This is a genomic window from Pseudomonas sp. 1L-E-NC-VB-C3 (genome assembly GCF_057291535.1).
In genome coordinates this window covers 76,103-93,542 of sequence record NZ_JBXAWD010000012.1, presented here as the reverse complement: position 1 = coordinate 93,542, position 17,440 = coordinate 76,103, and the positions used below count along the sequence as shown (strand labels likewise).

14 protein-coding genes are annotated in these 17,440 nt (G+C 53.4%); 4 read left to right on the top strand and 10 right to left on the bottom strand.

The genetic code is table 11. The features are described from left to right. The first annotated feature begins 71 nt into the window (after positions 1-71). Genes AC0Z5Z_RS20090 through AC0Z5Z_RS20075 form a run of 4 tightly spaced genes read left to right on the top strand, consistent with a single transcriptional unit; the run spans position 72 to position 3,463 of the window. Positions 72-1,181 (top strand): DegT/DnrJ/EryC1/StrS family aminotransferase, encoded by a 1,110-nt coding sequence (locus AC0Z5Z_RS20090; RefSeq protein ID WP_095182228.1) that lies wholly within the window; start codon positions 72-74, stop codon positions 1,179-1,181. Position 1,182: 1 nt separating this feature from the next. After that, positions 1,183-2,118 carry a glycosyltransferase family 2 protein gene (locus AC0Z5Z_RS20085; RefSeq protein ID WP_095182229.1) on the top strand — a complete coding sequence of 312 codons (936 nt, stop codon included), beginning with the start codon at positions 1,183-1,185 and terminating at the stop codon, positions 2,116-2,118. Further along, a complete protein-coding gene (locus AC0Z5Z_RS20080; RefSeq protein WP_085607208.1) occupies positions 2,115-3,062 on the top strand; it encodes a WxcM-like domain-containing protein in 948 nt (315 codons plus the stop codon). The genes AC0Z5Z_RS20085 and AC0Z5Z_RS20080 overlap by 4 nt, the downstream gene beginning before the upstream one ends. 5 nt (positions 3,063-3,067) lie before the next feature. Then, entirely contained in the window at positions 3,068-3,463 is a 396-nt protein-coding gene (locus AC0Z5Z_RS20075; RefSeq protein WP_252876708.1) for a GtrA family protein, read from the top strand. An 82-nt stretch (positions 3,464-3,545) separates the two neighbouring features. On the opposite strand, the gene AC0Z5Z_RS20070 is transcribed toward AC0Z5Z_RS20075, so the two are convergent. The 10 genes from AC0Z5Z_RS20070 to rfbB form a co-directional block, all read right to left on the bottom strand. Then, positions 3,546-4,571, bottom strand: a complete 1,026-nt coding sequence (locus AC0Z5Z_RS20070; protein WP_252876709.1) for an MraY family glycosyltransferase — start codon at positions 4,569-4,571, stop codon at positions 3,546-3,548. Positions 4,572-4,678: 107 nt separating this feature from the next. Continuing rightward, entirely contained in the window at positions 4,679-8,866 is a 4,188-nt protein-coding gene (locus AC0Z5Z_RS20065) for a methyltransferase (RefSeq protein WP_095182231.1), read from the bottom strand. Beyond that, entirely contained in the window at positions 8,863-10,170 is a 1,308-nt protein-coding gene (locus AC0Z5Z_RS20060) for an ABC transporter ATP-binding protein (RefSeq protein WP_095182232.1), read from the bottom strand. The genes AC0Z5Z_RS20065 and AC0Z5Z_RS20060 overlap by 4 nt, the downstream gene beginning before the upstream one ends. After that, a complete protein-coding gene (locus tag AC0Z5Z_RS20055; RefSeq protein ID WP_095182233.1) occupies positions 10,160-10,978 on the bottom strand; it encodes an ABC transporter permease in 819 nt (272 codons plus the stop codon). The genes AC0Z5Z_RS20060 and AC0Z5Z_RS20055 overlap by 11 nt, the downstream gene beginning before the upstream one ends. A gap of 116 nt (positions 10,979-11,094) precedes the next feature. Further along, positions 11,095-12,102, bottom strand: coding sequence for a glycosyltransferase family 2 protein (locus AC0Z5Z_RS20050; protein WP_256584405.1), 1,008 nt, complete (start codon positions 12,100-12,102; stop codon positions 11,095-11,097). Between the two features lie 401 nt (positions 12,103-12,503). Next, complete coding sequence (locus tag AC0Z5Z_RS20045) at positions 12,504-13,457, bottom strand: UDP-glucose 4-epimerase family protein (protein ID WP_095182234.1); 954 nt, start codon at positions 13,455-13,457, stop codon at positions 12,504-12,506. Then, complete coding sequence (locus AC0Z5Z_RS20040) at positions 13,454-14,377, bottom strand: glycosyltransferase (RefSeq protein ID WP_095182235.1); 924 nt, start codon at positions 14,375-14,377, stop codon at positions 13,454-13,456. The genes AC0Z5Z_RS20045 and AC0Z5Z_RS20040 overlap by 4 nt, the downstream gene beginning before the upstream one ends. Before the next feature lie 53 nt (positions 14,378-14,430). After that, positions 14,431-15,321, bottom strand: coding sequence for a glucose-1-phosphate thymidylyltransferase RfbA (gene rfbA, locus AC0Z5Z_RS20035; protein ID WP_095182236.1), 891 nt, complete (start codon positions 15,319-15,321; stop codon positions 14,431-14,433). After that, a complete protein-coding gene (rfbD, locus tag AC0Z5Z_RS20030) occupies positions 15,318-16,211 on the bottom strand; it encodes a dTDP-4-dehydrorhamnose reductase (RefSeq protein WP_095182237.1) in 894 nt (297 codons plus the stop codon). Before rfbD ends, rfbA begins: the two co-directional genes overlap by 4 nt. Further along, positions 16,208-17,284 carry a dTDP-glucose 4,6-dehydratase gene (gene rfbB / locus AC0Z5Z_RS20025; protein ID WP_095182238.1) on the bottom strand — a complete coding sequence of 359 codons (1,077 nt, stop codon included), beginning with the start codon at positions 17,282-17,284 and terminating at the stop codon, positions 16,208-16,210. The genes rfbD and rfbB overlap by 4 nt, the downstream gene beginning before the upstream one ends. Positions 17,285-17,440 lie beyond the last annotated feature (156 nt).

Here is a 17,440-nt window from a genome sequence, read left to right as displayed (position 1 = left end):
ACATCACTGTCTGAATGTGTAGTAAAATTGCGGCCATTATCATGTGCGCAGTCAAAAATTCTGGATGGATCATGGACGCAAATCATCAAATTCCTTTGTTTTCTGCAGTAGCGGCGAATTCCGGTATTGATTTTTCCGAACCGCTTATGCGCGTCGTTAATCGGCACTGGTACATTTTGGGTGAAGAAGTAAAGGACTTCGAACGAGAGTTCGCCAACTATGTCGGCGCAGAACATTGCATCTCGGTCGCGAACGGCTCGGAAGCACTGGAAATCGCCTTGTTGGGCATGGGTGTGGGCCCGGGTGATCGTGTTGTCACCGTTGCCAACGCCGGGTTTTATAGCAGCACCGCCATCCACGCTGTCGGCGCCGAGCCGGTATATGTCGATGTCGATGAGAGCACCTTGACCATGTGCCCGAAATCACTGGAGAAGGCGCTGGCCCAACCGGCGAAGGTCGTGATTGTCACGCACCTTTACGGACAGTTGGCAGACATCGAAACTCTGGCAGCCATTTCTCGCTCGGCCGGGGCGGTCGTGCTCGAAGATTGCGCCCAGTCCCACGGTGCGCGCTCTGATAATCGGCTTTGTGGATCGTTCGGCGACCTGGCCTGCTTCAGCTTTTACCCCACCAAAAACCTCGGCGCACTGGGCGACGGTGGCGCGATCGTAACTTCATCCTCCGAGATTGCCGCCCGCCTGCTCACGCTTCGCCAATACGGCTGGTCGACCAAATATCACGTTACCGTTCCGCACGGACGTAACAGCAGACTCGATGAAATGCAGGCTGCAATCCTGCGGGTCAAACTGCCTCTACTCGACCAATGGAACGAGCAGCGCCGCTCGATTGCCAGCCGCTACTGTGCAGCCTTCAGCCAACTGCCAGTCAAATTGCCTGCAAGTCTGGGCGACGACTTCGTTGCCCACCTGTTTGTAATGCGTGTCGAAAATCGTGAAGCGTTCACTGCCTACCTAAAAGAGTATGGCGTCAGTACCGACATTCACTATCCAGTTCCAGACCACTGGCAAACAGCGTACACACCGCGCGAAACATTCAATCTTCCGGTGACCGAGTCAGCATGCACCCGACTGGTCTCCTTACCTTGCTTCCCTGGGCTGACCGATCAGCAAGTCGATCGTGTCATTGAAGTGGTTTGCGCCTACTTCAAGCAGGAGATTTAGGGTGCTTTCGCTGGTTATTCCGGTTTACCGTAACGAGGAATCGCTGCCGTCATTGCTCAAAGCCGTCGATGATTTGAACGTCGAGCTTCAAGGCGCGCTTGAGGTGGTTTTCGTGGTCGATGGCAGCCCGGATCGCTGTTACGAGATCCTGCGAGACCGCCTGCCCGAGCAACGTTTTGCCTCCCAGCTGATTCTACTGTCGAAGAACTTCGGTTCTTTCATGGCGATACGTACAGGTTTGCAGCATGGCAAGGGTCGCACGTTTGCCGTAATGGCCGCCGACCTGCAAGAGCCGCCAAGCCTGGTGCTGACCATGAACCGGGTGTTGAATACCGAGCCGGTGGATGTAGTAGTCGGTGTCCGCGAGGGTCGTGACGACCCATTCCTGTCGAAACTGGCATCGAAAACCTTCTGGGGTCTGTACAAACGTTACGTTATCCCGGAAATGCCTGACGGCGGCGTCGACATGTTCGGCTGCAACCTGGAGTTTCGCGACAACCTGCTCAAACTCGAAGAACGCCACAGCTCTTTGATCGCGCAGATTTTCTGGCTGGGTTTCCGCCGACAGGTAGTCAGTTACACTCGAGTTGCCCGGGAACACGGCAAGTCGGCGTGGACATTGCGAAAGAAAGTGAACTATCTGATGGACAGTGTCTTCTCGTTCACGGACTTGCCCATTCGCCTGCTTATTCGTGTAGGTGCAGCCGGCTCAGCACTCTCGGCGTTATACGGCGTCAGTGTAATCCTCGCGAAGATAGGCGGCCTGATCGATGTCCCTGGTTATGCCATGACACTGTTTACCATTACCCTGCTGGGCAGCCTCAATCTGCTGGGGCTCGGCGTGATCGGTTCGTACGCCTGGCGTACATATGAAAATACCAAAGGGCGCCCTTTGGCGATCCCTATGAAAGTTTCTGAGTTTGGAGCCAATAAATGATTGATTCGCGCGATTTTTTTGTTCATGACCGTGCGATTTGTGAATCGTCCACTATCGGTAAAGGCTCGCGTATCTGGGCGTTTGCACACGTATTACCGAACGCTCGTATCGGCGCTGAGTGCAACGTGTGCGACAACGTGTTTGTCGAGAACGACGTCATCATTGGTGACCGGGTAACACTCAAATGCGGCGTTCAGGTTTGGGACGGCATCACCATAGAAGACGATGTTTTCGTGGGACCGAACGTCACGTTCACCAATGACAAGTTTCCACGCAGCAAAATCTATCCGGAAGCGTTTTCTCGCACCATCATCCGCAAAGGTGCATCTCTGGGCGCCAATTCGACGATCCTGCCCGGAATTACCATTGGCACCTCGGCAATGGTCGGCGCAGGCGCGGTCGTCACCAAATCCGTTCCACCGAATGCTATCGTGGTCGGTAACCCGGCGAAGATCATCGGCTACGTCGATGCCAAGCCTACCGAAGGCACAGTCGTAGACAACCCGGTAAAAGTCGGCCAATCAGATGTCCATCCTTGTGGCGTTACGCTGCACCGCATGATGGAAGCCGTCGATATGCGCGGCAGCCTGAGCGTTGGCGAATGCGGCAAGGACGTTCCGTTCGAAGTGAAGCGTTACTTCCTGGTAACCAACGTTCCGACTGCTGAAACACGTGGTGAACATGCTCACCGCGAATGCCACCAGTTTCTGGTAGCGGTCAAAGGCACCGTTCACGTAGTTGCCGACAATGGAAAGCACCGCCAGGAGTTTGTTCTGGACCACCACACACTGGGCCTGTTCCTGCCAGCAATGACCTGGGGTATCCAGTACAAGTACTCGGCGGACGCGGTTCTGCTGGTTTTCGCTTCCGAGCATTACGCTGCTGACGACTACATCCGCGATTACGATCAATTCCTGATCGAGAAAAAAGCGCAGATTGGTTAATAGCCGTGAAAATTTCCGAACTGATGGAAATCAGGTTTTTCCGGTTCCTCCTGACAGGCGGGCTGAACACCGGAATTACGTATGCGCTGTATCTTATATTGCTCAGTGTACTTCCCTACACATGGGCTTATTCGATCAGCTATGTTTGCGGGATTGTTTTCGCGTTCGTGATGAGCCGGTTCCTTGTCTTCAAAGAACACCAGGGGATCAAATCGATCCTGCTGTTCCCACTCGTCTACGTCGCGCAATACGTATTGGGGATGTTTGTCGTCTGGTTCTGGGTCAAACAGCTGTCGCTGCCTGAATACCTGGCTCCACTGGCGGCGATCATTCTGTCGCTACCACTTACATACGTATTGACGAAGCTGGTATTCGTCAAACCCGGAGCGATTACTCGCTAAAAAAAGGCAGACGGAATAATCCGTCTGCCTTTTTTAATTGCTGAACGCTATCAGCGCAATCAGGCTGATCCCGCCTCGATGTTCATGCCGCAACATCCTTTTCGGATTTTCCCGCGCTGAACCGCAACGCCAGAATGAATAGTGGCACGTAAGCCACCACGGCACCGACAAAGCCATTCAGCTTGAAGTGCGTGACAGCCACTGCAATCGGCAGGAGCCAAAACACATTGATCAAGCCCACGACAAGGGTCACCGGCAGGTGCTTGCCATAACGGCGCGAGGCGAATTGGTAAGCATGACTGCGATGCGCTTCATACACTTTCTCGCCGCGCAGCAATCGACGCAACAAGGTGAAAGTTGCGTCGACGATGAACACCCCGAGCAGGATCAACCAACCCCAGAAGTACTCAAATGAGGCATTGGCGGCCTGTATCGACAAAATGCCCAAGACGATACCCAGAAAGCCGCTGCCCGCATCGCCCATGAAAATCTTCGCTGGCGGAAAGTTCCACAACAGGAATCCTCCCGCACAACCAGCCAGTAGCAGGGCCGGCCCCATCAGCCCGACATACCCGTCCAGGGCGTACAGCACGCACGCCCCGACACACGCAGTTACCGCCTCGACCCCGGCAATCCCGTCGATACCGTCCATAAAATTGTAGAGATTGAGCATCCAGACGAGGTAGAGGCTAGCCAATACAAACCCGCCCCAGCCCAGATCGAAGACCTGTCCGAACACACTGACGGGCGGTAGGCCACCCAACCAGGCCAACGCCCAGATCGCCGCGCAAAAGTGCCCAAGTAAACGCCAGCGCGCAGCAATATGGCCATGATCATCCATGAATCCGATGATCGCCACCAGGCTGCCAGCACCGACGATCGCAGCGAAATCTCTGAATGCGATCAAGTCAGCAGCATACAGCGAGCACATGGCGATAAGGAACGTCACGACGATCGCAACCCCCCCTCCCCTTGGCGTGGGGACCGTATGCGAACTACGGGCATTGGGAATATCCATCAGACTTCTGGCAAGGGCATACCGGCGCAAAACAGCAGTCAGAAGGAACGAAATAATTAAAGCGATCAGCACAAACCAGCTGAAATTCATCGCGGCAGTAGCTCCAAATAAAAGCCAGCATTCGTCACTGGCAAACAAAAACCATTGCACCCGCCTGGCCGATCAAGGGGTTCGATAAGCCAGGCGGGCGCACTGCATCAGTTTTTGTTCACATCCACGATCTCATGCAGCGGACGCTTGCTCAGCACGCGTTTGATTTTTTGCCGTAGTGAGTAAGGCACCGCATGGCTGATGCGCTCCATGCGTGGATGACGGTAAAGCGTCCAGATGGCCAATAGCGCGATTTCCTTGGTCGTCAGCGGCGCCTCATACACAGTTGTCGGGGCCGAGAATTTCGGCAGTTCGAAACCGTTTTTTGGTTTGCTGTGCTTATCACTGCCCACGCCGCATAAGGCCGGGTAATCAACGCTATAAAACGCTGGCTGCTGCAGGTGGGTGTCCACGACAGGCGCAGTCAACTGCTCACCGGCAGCGAGCCTTTTCACAAAGTCGCTGATTCGCCGCATCAACTCGGCTGGCTCGAGCCCATAATCATAAACAAGAGTGTTTTCACGTCCGGACAATCGTTCCGGGAATGCCCCAATGTTTGGCGCAATAATTGGCAACCCGGCTTCCAGCGCATAGCTGAGGGTATAGCTGTAGGTTTCCGGGCACAGACTTGGAAACAGGACGACATCAAACTCATTTGCGGCCATTAGGGAAGACAGCTCACTGGCATCGTAACGACCTGTAGTCAGGACACCGCCCAACTCTCTGTAGCCGAAACCGACCAGCCGGAAGTTGATTGGTGCATTGACCGTCGCTGCCGCCTCCGCCACTTGTTCCAGATAATCGGCACCCTTTTCTTTACCAAGAGCACCAATAACACCCACGTTGTAGCGGATCTTTTGCGCGACAGCCGCGACACCCTGCCCAATATTGCGTTTGTGCTCTACGTGACCTGCAACGACAGCGTTACGTAACTCGAAGTTGAGTCGATAATTGGCGAGGGTGTACGCCGAAGGGAAAATTACCGCTTTCGCCCCGTCGATAAAGCCGCGCAATTGCTCACGCCATTGTGCCGGCGATACACCATCCGGCAGAGGGAAGTCAGGATTGACGATGTCGTCGGCATAACTGCCCGGATAAACGCCCTGCGCATCGGTCAGTGTAGGGTTGCCGCATAGCCAGTAATAATCATGAACCGTCAATGCATATTCAGTGCCCAACTCAGCGGGCAATTGAACCAGTTGCGAATTCAGACCGAGCGTGTGATGGAAGTGCACGAAGCCGACACCACAGCCCTTCAAGAACTCGACCAAAAGGTTGTGCTCTTCCGGCAACTGGAAAAGAAGCTCGTCAGCCCCCGGGAAACTCCCCATCCGCAAAGTAACGGCGGACTGGCCACGACGAGGCGCCAGGAACAGGCAGCAAACATCGGACTCAAGAGCGTCTGCCAACTCGTCCAGATGCTGCTGCACACCGCCTCCAGCCTCATGCGAAATGTGCAAGACCTTTGGCCGGTCCAACGATGCGATCAATTGCGCAAGACGTTTTACCCGTAATGCTTTCAGCGGATCAGCTGCGATGAACCTCTGGATATCCAAGTGATAATCCGGATGCAGCTCGGTGATGGCCTTGGTTGCATGCTCGGTCAACGCCTGCTTGGAAGAGGAGAAGCTGACCCCGCCCTCATGAAATGCATACAGGTTAGGGGTCACGATGTTGAGCCAACCGGCTTTTAGCCCGCGCTGGCACAGATCGTTCTCTTCACCATAACCTTTGCCGAACTTGTCCTCGTTCAGCAGCCCCACGACATCCAGACAATCGCGGCGAATGTACATGCAGAAACCTACACCTGTCGGTGCCTGGCTGACCGGCAAACGCGGGCCGGAAAACACAGCATCGATCTGCTCGACGCTTAAACCAAAGGCTGGCTGGTTTTCGTAAAGAAACGCCGGGAAGCTACAAATAGTCGCGTTGTTGGAAAACGGTGTAACGGTACCGATGTTTGGCGCGATGTACGCCTCAGCGGTCAGCCGCTCCAGCCAGTCAACAGGCACGATGACATCACTGTTAAGGAAAACGATATCGTCCTGGCTGGCATGGCGCATGCCGCGATTGACGGTTTTGACAAAGCCAAGATTGACTTCGTTTTCGAGAACGGTCATCACCTGCGGCCATTGCATTTGCAATTCGATCAACATGGCCTGCATGCCTGCATCTGGGCTCGCATCATTGATCGCGACCAGTTTGGAGTCGAAAGCAATAATCCCTGGCATCGCGGCAAGGATGCAGCGACGAGTCATTTCGACATCTTTATAGATTGGCAGAATGACGCTGACCGAGCGAGTGCGCGCGACAGGCGCTTCAATTACGTCGTCAACCGGCTGTGGCAGATTGGCTTCCTGGCCGCGCAGATAGGCCGTCAGCGCCTGCTTGGAAGTCTCCACTTTGCTGCGCAACACGCCTTTCCCCTGCCGCAACGAGCGCACAAGGAAGCGTACAGGTTTCGTGATGAACCAAGAGTTGGAGTTAATGACTTGATTATAGTCAGCTTCACGCTGGTCCAGTTTTGCACTCAGCGTTTCGATTTTCTGCCTGGCGTCAGTGACAGCGCTTGCAAGCGCTTCACGGGTTTGAGCCAATGCAATCTGCGAACTGCTGAAAGCAGAAAACAGATTGTCTTCGACAATCAATCGATCTTCGCCCCACGCCGTAAATTCACTCGGGCTTCGGCCGTTAATCGCATTCTGTATCTGCGCCTCGATGGCCAGAAACTCTTCCACATCTTTTTCGCAAAGTGGGTACCCGGCGGCTTCGCAAGCTCGGAATACAAAGTCTTTGCGTGTAACCGGGCCAGCCTCTGCGCCCTTGCTGATACGTGTAATCGAACCCAGCAACTGCGTTAGCGCTTTGAACAGCAGGTACTCGTAGCGAACATTCGTGTTGAGCGTCCACTCTTTGTCGATCAACTGCGGACGGCCGTCCAGATCAATCACAATATTTTGCGGGACCGCATCGATCAACGCTCCCGACACCTCACCCGGCTGGCTCTCGGCGTTATCACAGAGCACGTTTAGCATGCTCAGGTAATTTTTGAGGAAGGCGCCGATACCTGCGTAAGTCCAGCCCTCGGCGTTGACTATATCGATCAGCTTAGTGCCAAGCACATAACCATTGATGTAAGGCTCGGACGCAGCAAGATTAAAAGTGACGAGCGATTGCCCTTCACCCTCATCGATAGTCTTCCCGAGTTTTTGGTAATGCACATTGATCGCATCTTCGAAATCGCGACGAAATTCCGAACGTTTGCAATACGTCGAGCGTCGATCGCAGCTGTAATGATACGCCAGGGTCTGCGGGTCGACTGCGCTGCGCGAGACCGTCGAAGCACCTACAAGAAAGGAGTTGGCCATATCCATGCCCAAGCCGTTCCTGAAAATCTGCGACCAGGCTAATTCCAGTGAGAAGGTGCACAGATCCGGCAATTGCGGATCTCTCTGTACACTTTGCGATGCGAATGCACTGGCATCGAAATCAGGATCTTTGAACCCCTCTTCGGTGATGATCGAAACGGGCAACTTGTAATCGGGAAACGGCGCAAAGAACTCACTCGAGGTAAACCCGGCTGTCGCCAACAACGACGCGAGAGCTTTTTTCCCGTAGGTCTGCACGGTAGCGCTGTTATAGCGCCCCTCGACACCGTACATCGGCGTCGTCACGTGATCTTCAGGCGCTCCAGCAAAATATTTCAAGCCGAGCTGGTTTTCGATCGCGATGATGAGCAAACCGTCAGGCTTAAGCAGTGAGCGAACTTTCTCAAGCATTCTCGCACCCGGGTTATCACCGGCTACGAACAGGTTGGCATATTCAAAAACGCCGATCAGGGTGATGACATCGAATTGGGTATCAATGCTGAACTTCTCGAACGACTCAGCCAGAACCGAGACGTTTGGCAAGTCTCGGGTGCGTGCACGGGCGATGCTGGCGCGACGCGAGCTACCTTCCAGCGCCAGCACCCTGCCGCCCTGCTCACCTAAATACCGGGTAATTGCACCACAACCGGCGCCGATCTCGAGCACATCGCCACGCAGATCGGCATCGAACACCCGCAACAAGTTCGAACGGGTACTTGAGAGGTAATAAAGCGATGGCCAATCGGTGCACGATCTTCGCAGCTCATCAGAAAAAACACTGACGTCACTGGCCTGATCGATCAAGAATTTTATGCGCAGTTCGGTGCTATCACCATCGCTGTAGTTGATGCTCGAATAATCCGGCCTCGACCAGATGTTGAGCTCGTCATTAAGCTGATAGCCCGCTTGTTTCAATAAAATATTCAATTTGAAACCTTCTTGGCACGAATGCTGGAGTCCAGATTTACAAGCCCAAAAAATTTGTCAGTCGGACGAACCTGGAAGTGGATCGAATCATAACGCCTGTCACGGGGAGTAACCTCTTCGCCATCTTTGGTCGACACTCCGACAGAAATGAAGTAGTCACCTGGGGCCAGATCACAAGATATAAGTACCTCAACTTCGACGATCTCGCCCTTGCGCCCGCACGTTCTAAATTCCAGGCAATCCAGCGTTTCACTATTCACGCCATAGAGGGTAACGCCCTCTTTGGTCTTGATCGTCATCCCGAGAATCGGACACACCAGATCAGTATCAAACCGTACAAATACCGATAGTTTGATCTGCACGCCAGTGTCTAGGGCAATCGGGTACTCAAGCCCTTCTGCGCTCAGGTGGAAGTCGATGATAGTGGCCGATCTGTCACCCCAACGATATTCGTTCGGGTTGTAGTTCGGATGCGTTTCAAATACATCGAGGCCGCCTTCAGGCGTTTGATACGCTGCCAACTGGTCAGACGCTTCTGCACTTTCGACAGAGGCCGATTGCTGAGTCTTGCCGAACAACAAATCAAGGTAACGGTTGACGACCATGCGCGGCTCGCCTTCAGCGAGCTGCACACCGTTGTTCAAAAGAAAGGCGTGGTCACAGTGCGTAACGATTTGTTCGCTGGAGTGCGTTACCAGCAGAATGCTCGTGCCGTTTTCCTTGAGCTTTTTCAACCGATCAAAGCAACGGGCCTGAAATTTTGCGTCCCCCACTGCCAGCGCTTCATCGACAATAAGAATATCGGGCTCGACTTGCGCCTGAACGGAAAACGCCAGTCGCACCAACATACCGCTCGAATATGTCTTGACCGGTTGATTGATGAAATCGCCAATGTCCGCGAATTCGATGATCGCATCATATCGTGCGTCGATTTCTTCTTTGCTCAAACCCAGAATCGAGGCGTTCAGGTAGACGTTCTCGCGTCCAGTAAACTCGGGATTGAATCCGGAGCCCAGTTCGAGCAATGCAGCGATCCGGCCATGGGTTTCAACCGTACCACTGGTTGGATTCAACGTACCGCAAAGAATTTGCAGCAAGGTGGACTTGCCACTGCCGTTGCGGCCAACGATACCGACCGTCTCGCCTTTGCGAATTTCGAAGGAAACGTCGCGTAGCGCCCAGAACTCACGGCAATATTTTTTCTTCCCGCGACTGAGCATCTGAAGCAGTCTGTCGCGCGGTTTGTCGTAAATCTCATAGCACTTACTGAGATTTTGAACCTTGATAGCGACCTCAGATGACATCGGCGAATCCTTTTCGTGTTTTCTGAAACCAGGCGAATCCAAGCCATGCAATCAACGCCGAGCCGGCGAGATAAATGCCCAATACGGTAAAGTCAGGCAGTTTTCCCCAAAACAGAATGTCCCGGGCGTACTCGATTGCAGGCGTCAGCGGATTGAGCATCAGTAGATGTTGATACTTCTCAGGTAGCGCACTGGCAGGGTAAAAAATAGGCGACAGAAACATCAGGACTGTGGTCAGGATGCCGATGAATTGCGCGACATCTCTTAAGTAAACGCCGAGCGACGCCAAGGCCCACGTCAAACCCATGATCATCAGCATCAACGGCAGGATAATCAACGGGAACAACAGGACGGTCAGGTGCGGCGTGCCAAACAGTATCAAATAGGCCAGCAACCACACAGTCAGGCTGATCACCATGTGAAAGAGCGCCGAACCGACTGTGATCCAAGGAAGGATCTCCAATGGAAACACGACTTTCTTCACATAGTTGGCGTTCGAGAGAATCAGCGTCGGGCTTCGATTGAAACACTCCGCAAAGAAGTTGAAGACGATAAGTCCCGCAAACAGAATAAGTGCAAACTCGGTTTTCGAGTCACTTCCGCCGCTCCAGCGTGCCTTGAAAACGACGCTAAAGACAAAGGTGTAGACAACCAACATGAACACGGGGTTAAAAAACGACCAGAGAATTCCCATGAACGATCCACGATAACGCCCAACGACTTCTCGCTGTACAAGCGCCGCGATCAGGCTCCGATTACGCCAGAAACTGTTGACCATTTCCTTTGGCGACGTGGAAAAATTAAGCATTATGCACACACCTGAGATAAATCGAGGGAGACAGACTTCATACAAAAACTCTCTTGTTGAGATACCGGGAGGACGCCACGGAGCAATTTCACGTCCTGCCTTGCACGATGAGGGCATCAAATTCTGTTGAGCACCGCGGCCAGCAGCAGCCCAAGATTACCCAAACACGTCTGCCGATAGACCTTCGCGCGGTAAAGCCAGACGAAACGGCCGAATCCTTTTGAATCACGGGCTTTCTTGAATTGCTCAAAGGTCTGCAGGCTGTCTGCACTCAAGCTTGAGCGAACCGTTTCAAGTGCAGCGATATTTTTGTCATTCCAGTCACGAAAGCGACCCGTAGACATCATCCGCAAGCGCATGATCCGTGCGCGCACTCCTGAGTTGGCGCCAATCAGATTCGCTTCATGCTGCCTGTACAGAATGGAAGGCGAGGCGTCATAGACGACCTCGCCACCCACCCCGGTAATCAGTAGATAGGCCCACCAGTCATGGGAAACGATATCCACTTGGCCGCCAGCATGACAGAGTACGTCCCGAGCCAAATGATTGAATACCATAGTATTCCCCCCGGCCAGACTTTGTACCAGTGCATTGCCAAAACTGGCGGGGCGAGAAAATAGCGGCGAGCGACCGATGACCGTTCCCGAGTCACCAATCAACTCGGTCCGGCCGCAATACAAAGCAGGAAGACCGGACGGCAGCGCCTCCAATACCTTTACGGCAGACTCAAGTTTATTGGCTTGCCAGATATCGTCCTGGTCGGCCCACGCATAAAATTGCGATTGCACGGGCGCATCGCAGGCAACGGACATGAAGTTAGCCGCGAACCCTCGCTTGGGCCCTTGCAGAATGGTCAACCGGCCTTCTCCCCAGATCGCGCTGTACTGGCGCAGAATATCCAGTGTCGCGTCGGTAGAACCGTCATCAGAAACAACGACGGTCCATTCGCGATAACTCTGGCGAGCTATCGAATCCAGTTGTTGTGCGAGAAAGCGTTCACCGTTGTAGGTACACATCAGAATCGTTACGCGGGCCGATTGCGTTTCATGACCTTGAATACTAAAGTCAGAATCGCCGCCAGGCTGCTCGCCTGTCTGATCAAATTGTGGAAGAGGGGCTACCACCGAGCACTCCATTGCATTGAAGAAAAAATAATGACGATGTCGTTTCGCTCAACATCAAGAGGTACAGCCTTGGCAGCATGAAAATTACATGCCCCTCTCATGGACCGCTCCCGACAGCGAAAAATTTGCCATTATAAGTCATACCAATTTGATAGCCCAGTGACATCACCACCTTCAACAGCACAAGGCGGTGGTCATGGTATGAAAAGAGTAATCAGAATGTTGCCTTGAGCCGGAAAAATCCTGCCAAGGCGTACGGATTTGGGCTGCGTAGGGTATCAAGGCGCCCTAATTGGCAAAAGGGTGGCAATCTGCCAATCCATCGAGGGTCAGATCAATTGCTGTGCTTTATCGAGCAAGCCTTAGCGAAAAAGTGACATCCATAAAGAATACTGACACATTTAGCGCTCCCGGAGATGGTTGGCAGTGGCCTGAAGTGCCTGGCTCACGCTGATGGGCGGCGTCCACTCCAGTATTGTGCGCGTCTTTTCCATGTCGACCTGTAACGAGCCGCAGAGTCGCTGAGCTAAGGCTCTCCTACCCAATAAAGCTGCCCCAAGGCGCAGAACAAACGGAGGCACGGGCAACAATCGCGCTCGCACAGTCAGGGCGCTCGACATCCTTTGAAGCAATTGAGTGGTCGAAAGATCTTCGCCATCACTTACCAGAAAAGTTTGATTGGCTGCTTGTGGATGATCGATGCAGGTCACCAAAAGATCCACCAGATTACTGATTGCCACCAAGCTGCGGCGATTGCCCAATGCGCCCAATGGCAGTGGCAATCCTTTTTGCAACCAGCGCATCATATTTAGGAAGTTAGCTTTGACGCCCGGCCCGTAAACCAAGGGCGGTCGAATAATTACCAGCTCCATTGCGGTTTCCAGTGCTATTTGACGCACGACTTCCTCTGCCTCGCACTTGGAAATACCGTAAGGATCAACAGGCGCGGGAATATCGGCTGCGGTAAAGGGTCTCCCGGCGGGTGACTCTTCGCCATTGACCTTGATCGAACTGACAAAGATGAAGCGCTTTACCCCGGACGCTGCCGCATGACGGGCCAGCCGCGCAGTGCCCTGCACATTCATTTGCCGAAACATGGCAAGCGGATCAGCCTCACACTCGTTCATTACATGAACCCTGGCCGCACAATGAATCACCGTCTGGATATTATTCAATGGCGGCAATAAAACGCGCTCATCCAAATCAAAAGGCACGACATCACACAAACCACTCAACCGAGTTTCGCTACGTGCAGCCGCAACTGGTGTGTAGATCTTGTCGAGAAGCAGGCGGAACACCACGGCCTCGCCGACAAACCCCGTCGCCCCGGTCACCAATACCCGAGCACCTTTCATTTGTTTTTCTTCCCGATCACGGCAGTCGCGCAACAAATAAAGAAAAAGAACAGCTTGTCCCTGGTTCGACGACGACATTCACCGGCTTTTAACGACAGCCGCAATAATTGTCGACGCCCCAAAGGTAACCATTGCCGGACGAATGGATCATCGGCGAGACCCACCAACTGCGCAATCATTCGAATCTGAGAAAACCACCAACCGTCATGGATAATTTTATAACGCGCAATCAGTGAATTTATACCTGAATTGGCCCCGACCTGATTACTTTCGTGCTGGCGATAACACATGGATGGCTGCGGATCAATGAACCAGCGTACACCACGACTGCGTGCGAACGCATAGCAATACCAGTCATGCAGACTGACCTGTTGCAAGGCATCCCAATGTTTCAACAATGAGACCTTCAGCAACTGCATCATCCTTTGGCTCATGACATACGTACAGCCCGGTCCGGCAGCCTCAAAGAGAAAGTCCCAGCGGGTTTGCGGCTGGGCCTTGTCCAGTACCTGGTTACGACCATCAGGCCAGAACGCAACTACGTTACTCGAGTAAGCATCCACGCCAAGAGATTTGATCGACCGGATAGCGCGCTCGATCTTGTCCAGATACCAGACGTCATCCTGATCAGCGAACGCGATGAAATCGTAGCCTTCAAGATCAACATCTCGAAGCAAACGGAAGAAGTTGCGGGAGGCCCCACCAAACGCACCGGCGTCGGGCAGGACGATTACGTTCGGATGCTGTGCAGCATAATCGGCGCACCATGCCTCAGTACCGTCAGTGGAGGGATCAATACTTATATAAACGGTTACGTCGACAGCTGTCTGACCGAGGATCGAGGCCAACTGCTCCTCGATCCACTGCATGCCATTGTAGGCGGCCAGCAAAATCGCAACCTTGGGATGTTCTACTGGCATGCCATTCCTGCTTGCAGCGTTAAACATAGCATTGCGAAAGTCAGAACTTTCGATCAGGCAGACGGCGAGTCCAGCAACTTCTGAAGGTATTGACCGTAACCCGTCTTCTTCAGTGCTTGCGCTTGTGCGTTAAGCTGCTCGGCAGAAATCCAGCCATTGTGATAGGCGATCTCTTCCAGACACGCCACTTTCAGACCCTGACGCTGTTCGATCGTGTGAACGAAGTGACTGGCTTCAAGCAGAGAGTCGTGAGTACCGGTATCCAGCCAGGCAAACCCGCGACCGAGCATTTCCACGCTCAGGGTCTGGCGCTCCAGATACGCACGGTTGACGTCGGTGATTTCCAGCTCGCCACGCTCGGAGGGCTTGATGTTCTTGGCGATCTCGACCACATCGTTATCATAGAAATACAGACCGGTGACCGCATAGTTCGATTTTGGCTTCAGCGGCTTCTCTTCGATACTCAAAGCCTTGCCACTTTTATCAAACTCGACGACACCAAAGCGTTCAGGATCGGAGACGTGGTAGCCAAATACGGTAGCTCCCTTTTGTTGGGTACTGGCGGAGCGCAAGTTGTCCGAGAAATGCTGACCGTAGAAGATGTTGTCCCCCAGAATCAGACAGCATGGATCCTGACCGATGAACTCTTCACCAATAATGAACGCCTGGGCCAGGCCGTCCGGACTAGGCTGCTCGGCATAAGTAAGCTTGATCCCGTACACGCTTCCATTACCCAGCAGTTTACGGAAGCACGGCAAATCTTCCGGCGTGGAAATAATTAGGATTTCTCGCATACCCGCCAGCATCAAAACGGACAGCGGATAAAAAATCATCGGCTTGTCGTAAATAGGCAACATTTGCTTGGAAACACCAAGAGTCAGCGGGTGCAGGCGCGTGCCCGAACCACCAGCGAGGATGATGCCTTTACGATTTGTCGTGGTCATTTGTTCAGAACTTCCCTAAGCATTCGGGTTACACCACTTTGCCAATCCGGCAAGTGTAGAGAAAAATTGTCGCGCAGCTTCTGAGTATTCAATCGTGAGTTCAGAGGGCGACGTGCAGGTGTAGGATAGGCTGTGGTTTCAATCGGGTTGACCGCCGTTACAGCTAACTCCTCACCTTGGGCTTTAGCGAAGTCTATGACGTGACTGGCATACCCATGCCAAGACACTTCGCCCGCAGCGGCCAAGTGATAGAGGCCAGCCAACTCTGGACGACTGATAACTCGCTGAATAGCCAACGCCGAAACGTCAGCAATCAGATCAGCACCGGTTGGAGCACCAATCTGATCCGCAATCACATTTAATGTTTCGCGATTCTTGGCCAAGCGCAGCATGGTCTTCGCAAAGTTGTTGCCGCCAGCTCCGTAAACCCAGCTAGTACGAAAGATCAGATACTTACAACCCGCCGCGATAATTGCCTGCTCGCCGGCGAGCTTGCTGGCGCCGTAATGGTTCACTGGCGCAACAGCGTCTGTTTCCTGCCATGGCGTGACGCCTTGGCCACTGAAGACGTAATCCGTTGAGTAGTGAACCAGCCATGCGCCCGACGCTGCGGCTTCTTCCGCCATGACGCCGCTCGCGAGTCCGTTTACGCGATCTGCCAATTCGGTTTCCGACTCAGCTTTATCAACCGCCGTATAAGCAGCAGCATTAACAATAACGTCGGGCTTTATCTGACGAATCGTTGCACGCAAGGATTCAAGATTCGACAGATCACCGCAGAGGCCATCAACAAGGTGACGATCAAGAGCGACCAGTTCACCTAGCGGAGCCAGGGAACGTTGCAGCTCCCAGCCCACCTGACCGTTCTTTCCTAGGAGTAGGATCTTCATGCTTTATTCGAGCGATCCGTATAGTTCTGATCAATCCACTGCTGGTAGCTGCCGCTCTTCACATGCTCAACCCACTCGGTGTTAGTCAGATACCACTCGACAGTCTTGCGAATGCCAGTCTCGAAAGTCTCTTTCGGAGTCCAAGCCAGCTCACGCTGAATCTTGCTCGCATCGATTGCATAACGCACGTCATGTCCAGGACGATCCTGAACATAAGTAATCAGGCTGGCATGCGGACGATGGGCAGAATCAGGACGCAACTCATCGAGCAACGCACACAGGGTATGCACTACCTCAATGTTTTGTTTTTCGTTATGACCGCCGATGTTGTAGGTCTCGCCGATGACGCCTTCAGTGACGACTTTATAAAGCGCGCGCGCGTGATCTTCGACATACAGCCAGTCACGAACCTGGTTGCCTTTGCCGTACACCGGCAGGGGTTTGCCTTCCAGCGCATTGAGAATGATCAGCGGGATCAGCTTCTCAGGAAAATGGCATGGGCCGTAGTTGTTCGAGCAGTTGGTAACCAGTGTCGGCAGGCCGTAAGTGCGGGCCCAGGCACGAACCAGGTGGTCGGAGCTGGCTTTACTAGCCGAATATGGCGAGCTTGGCTGGTAAGGCGTGGTTTCGGTGAAGAGGTCTTCCGGACCTTCGAGATCTCCGTAAACTTCGTCAGTCGAGATGTGGTGGAAGCGGAAATTGGCTTTGCGGGTGTCATCCAGAGCAGCCCAGTAATGGCGCGCAGCTTCTAGGAGTGTGTAAGTGCCAATAATGTTGGTCTGGATGAACTCGGACGGGCCGGAGATCGAGCGGTCAACGTGGGATTCAGCGGCCAGGTGCATGATTGCATCCGGTTGATGTTCACGCAGAACGCGGTCGATCTGATCACGATCGCAGATATCGACGCGTTCAAAGGCATAGCGAGAACTCTGACTGACTTCCGCCAGCGACTCCAGATTGCCGGCGTAAGTCAACTTATCGACGTTGACGACCGCATCGGCAGTGCTAGAGATGATGTGACGGATGACTGCCGAGCCAATGAAGCCGGCGCCGCCGGTAACTAGAATTTTCACGCGAAACGATACCCTTGAGCTGCGGACAGCGCTGCCAGCGAGCGCGGTCTAATCCATGAATGCAGAGGCCACTACCAGTTGGCATCCGTCAGAGTCAGTCTGAATCGACATGCATTAAGGCACGATCGAACAAGGGACGCATTTTACAGCTTAATG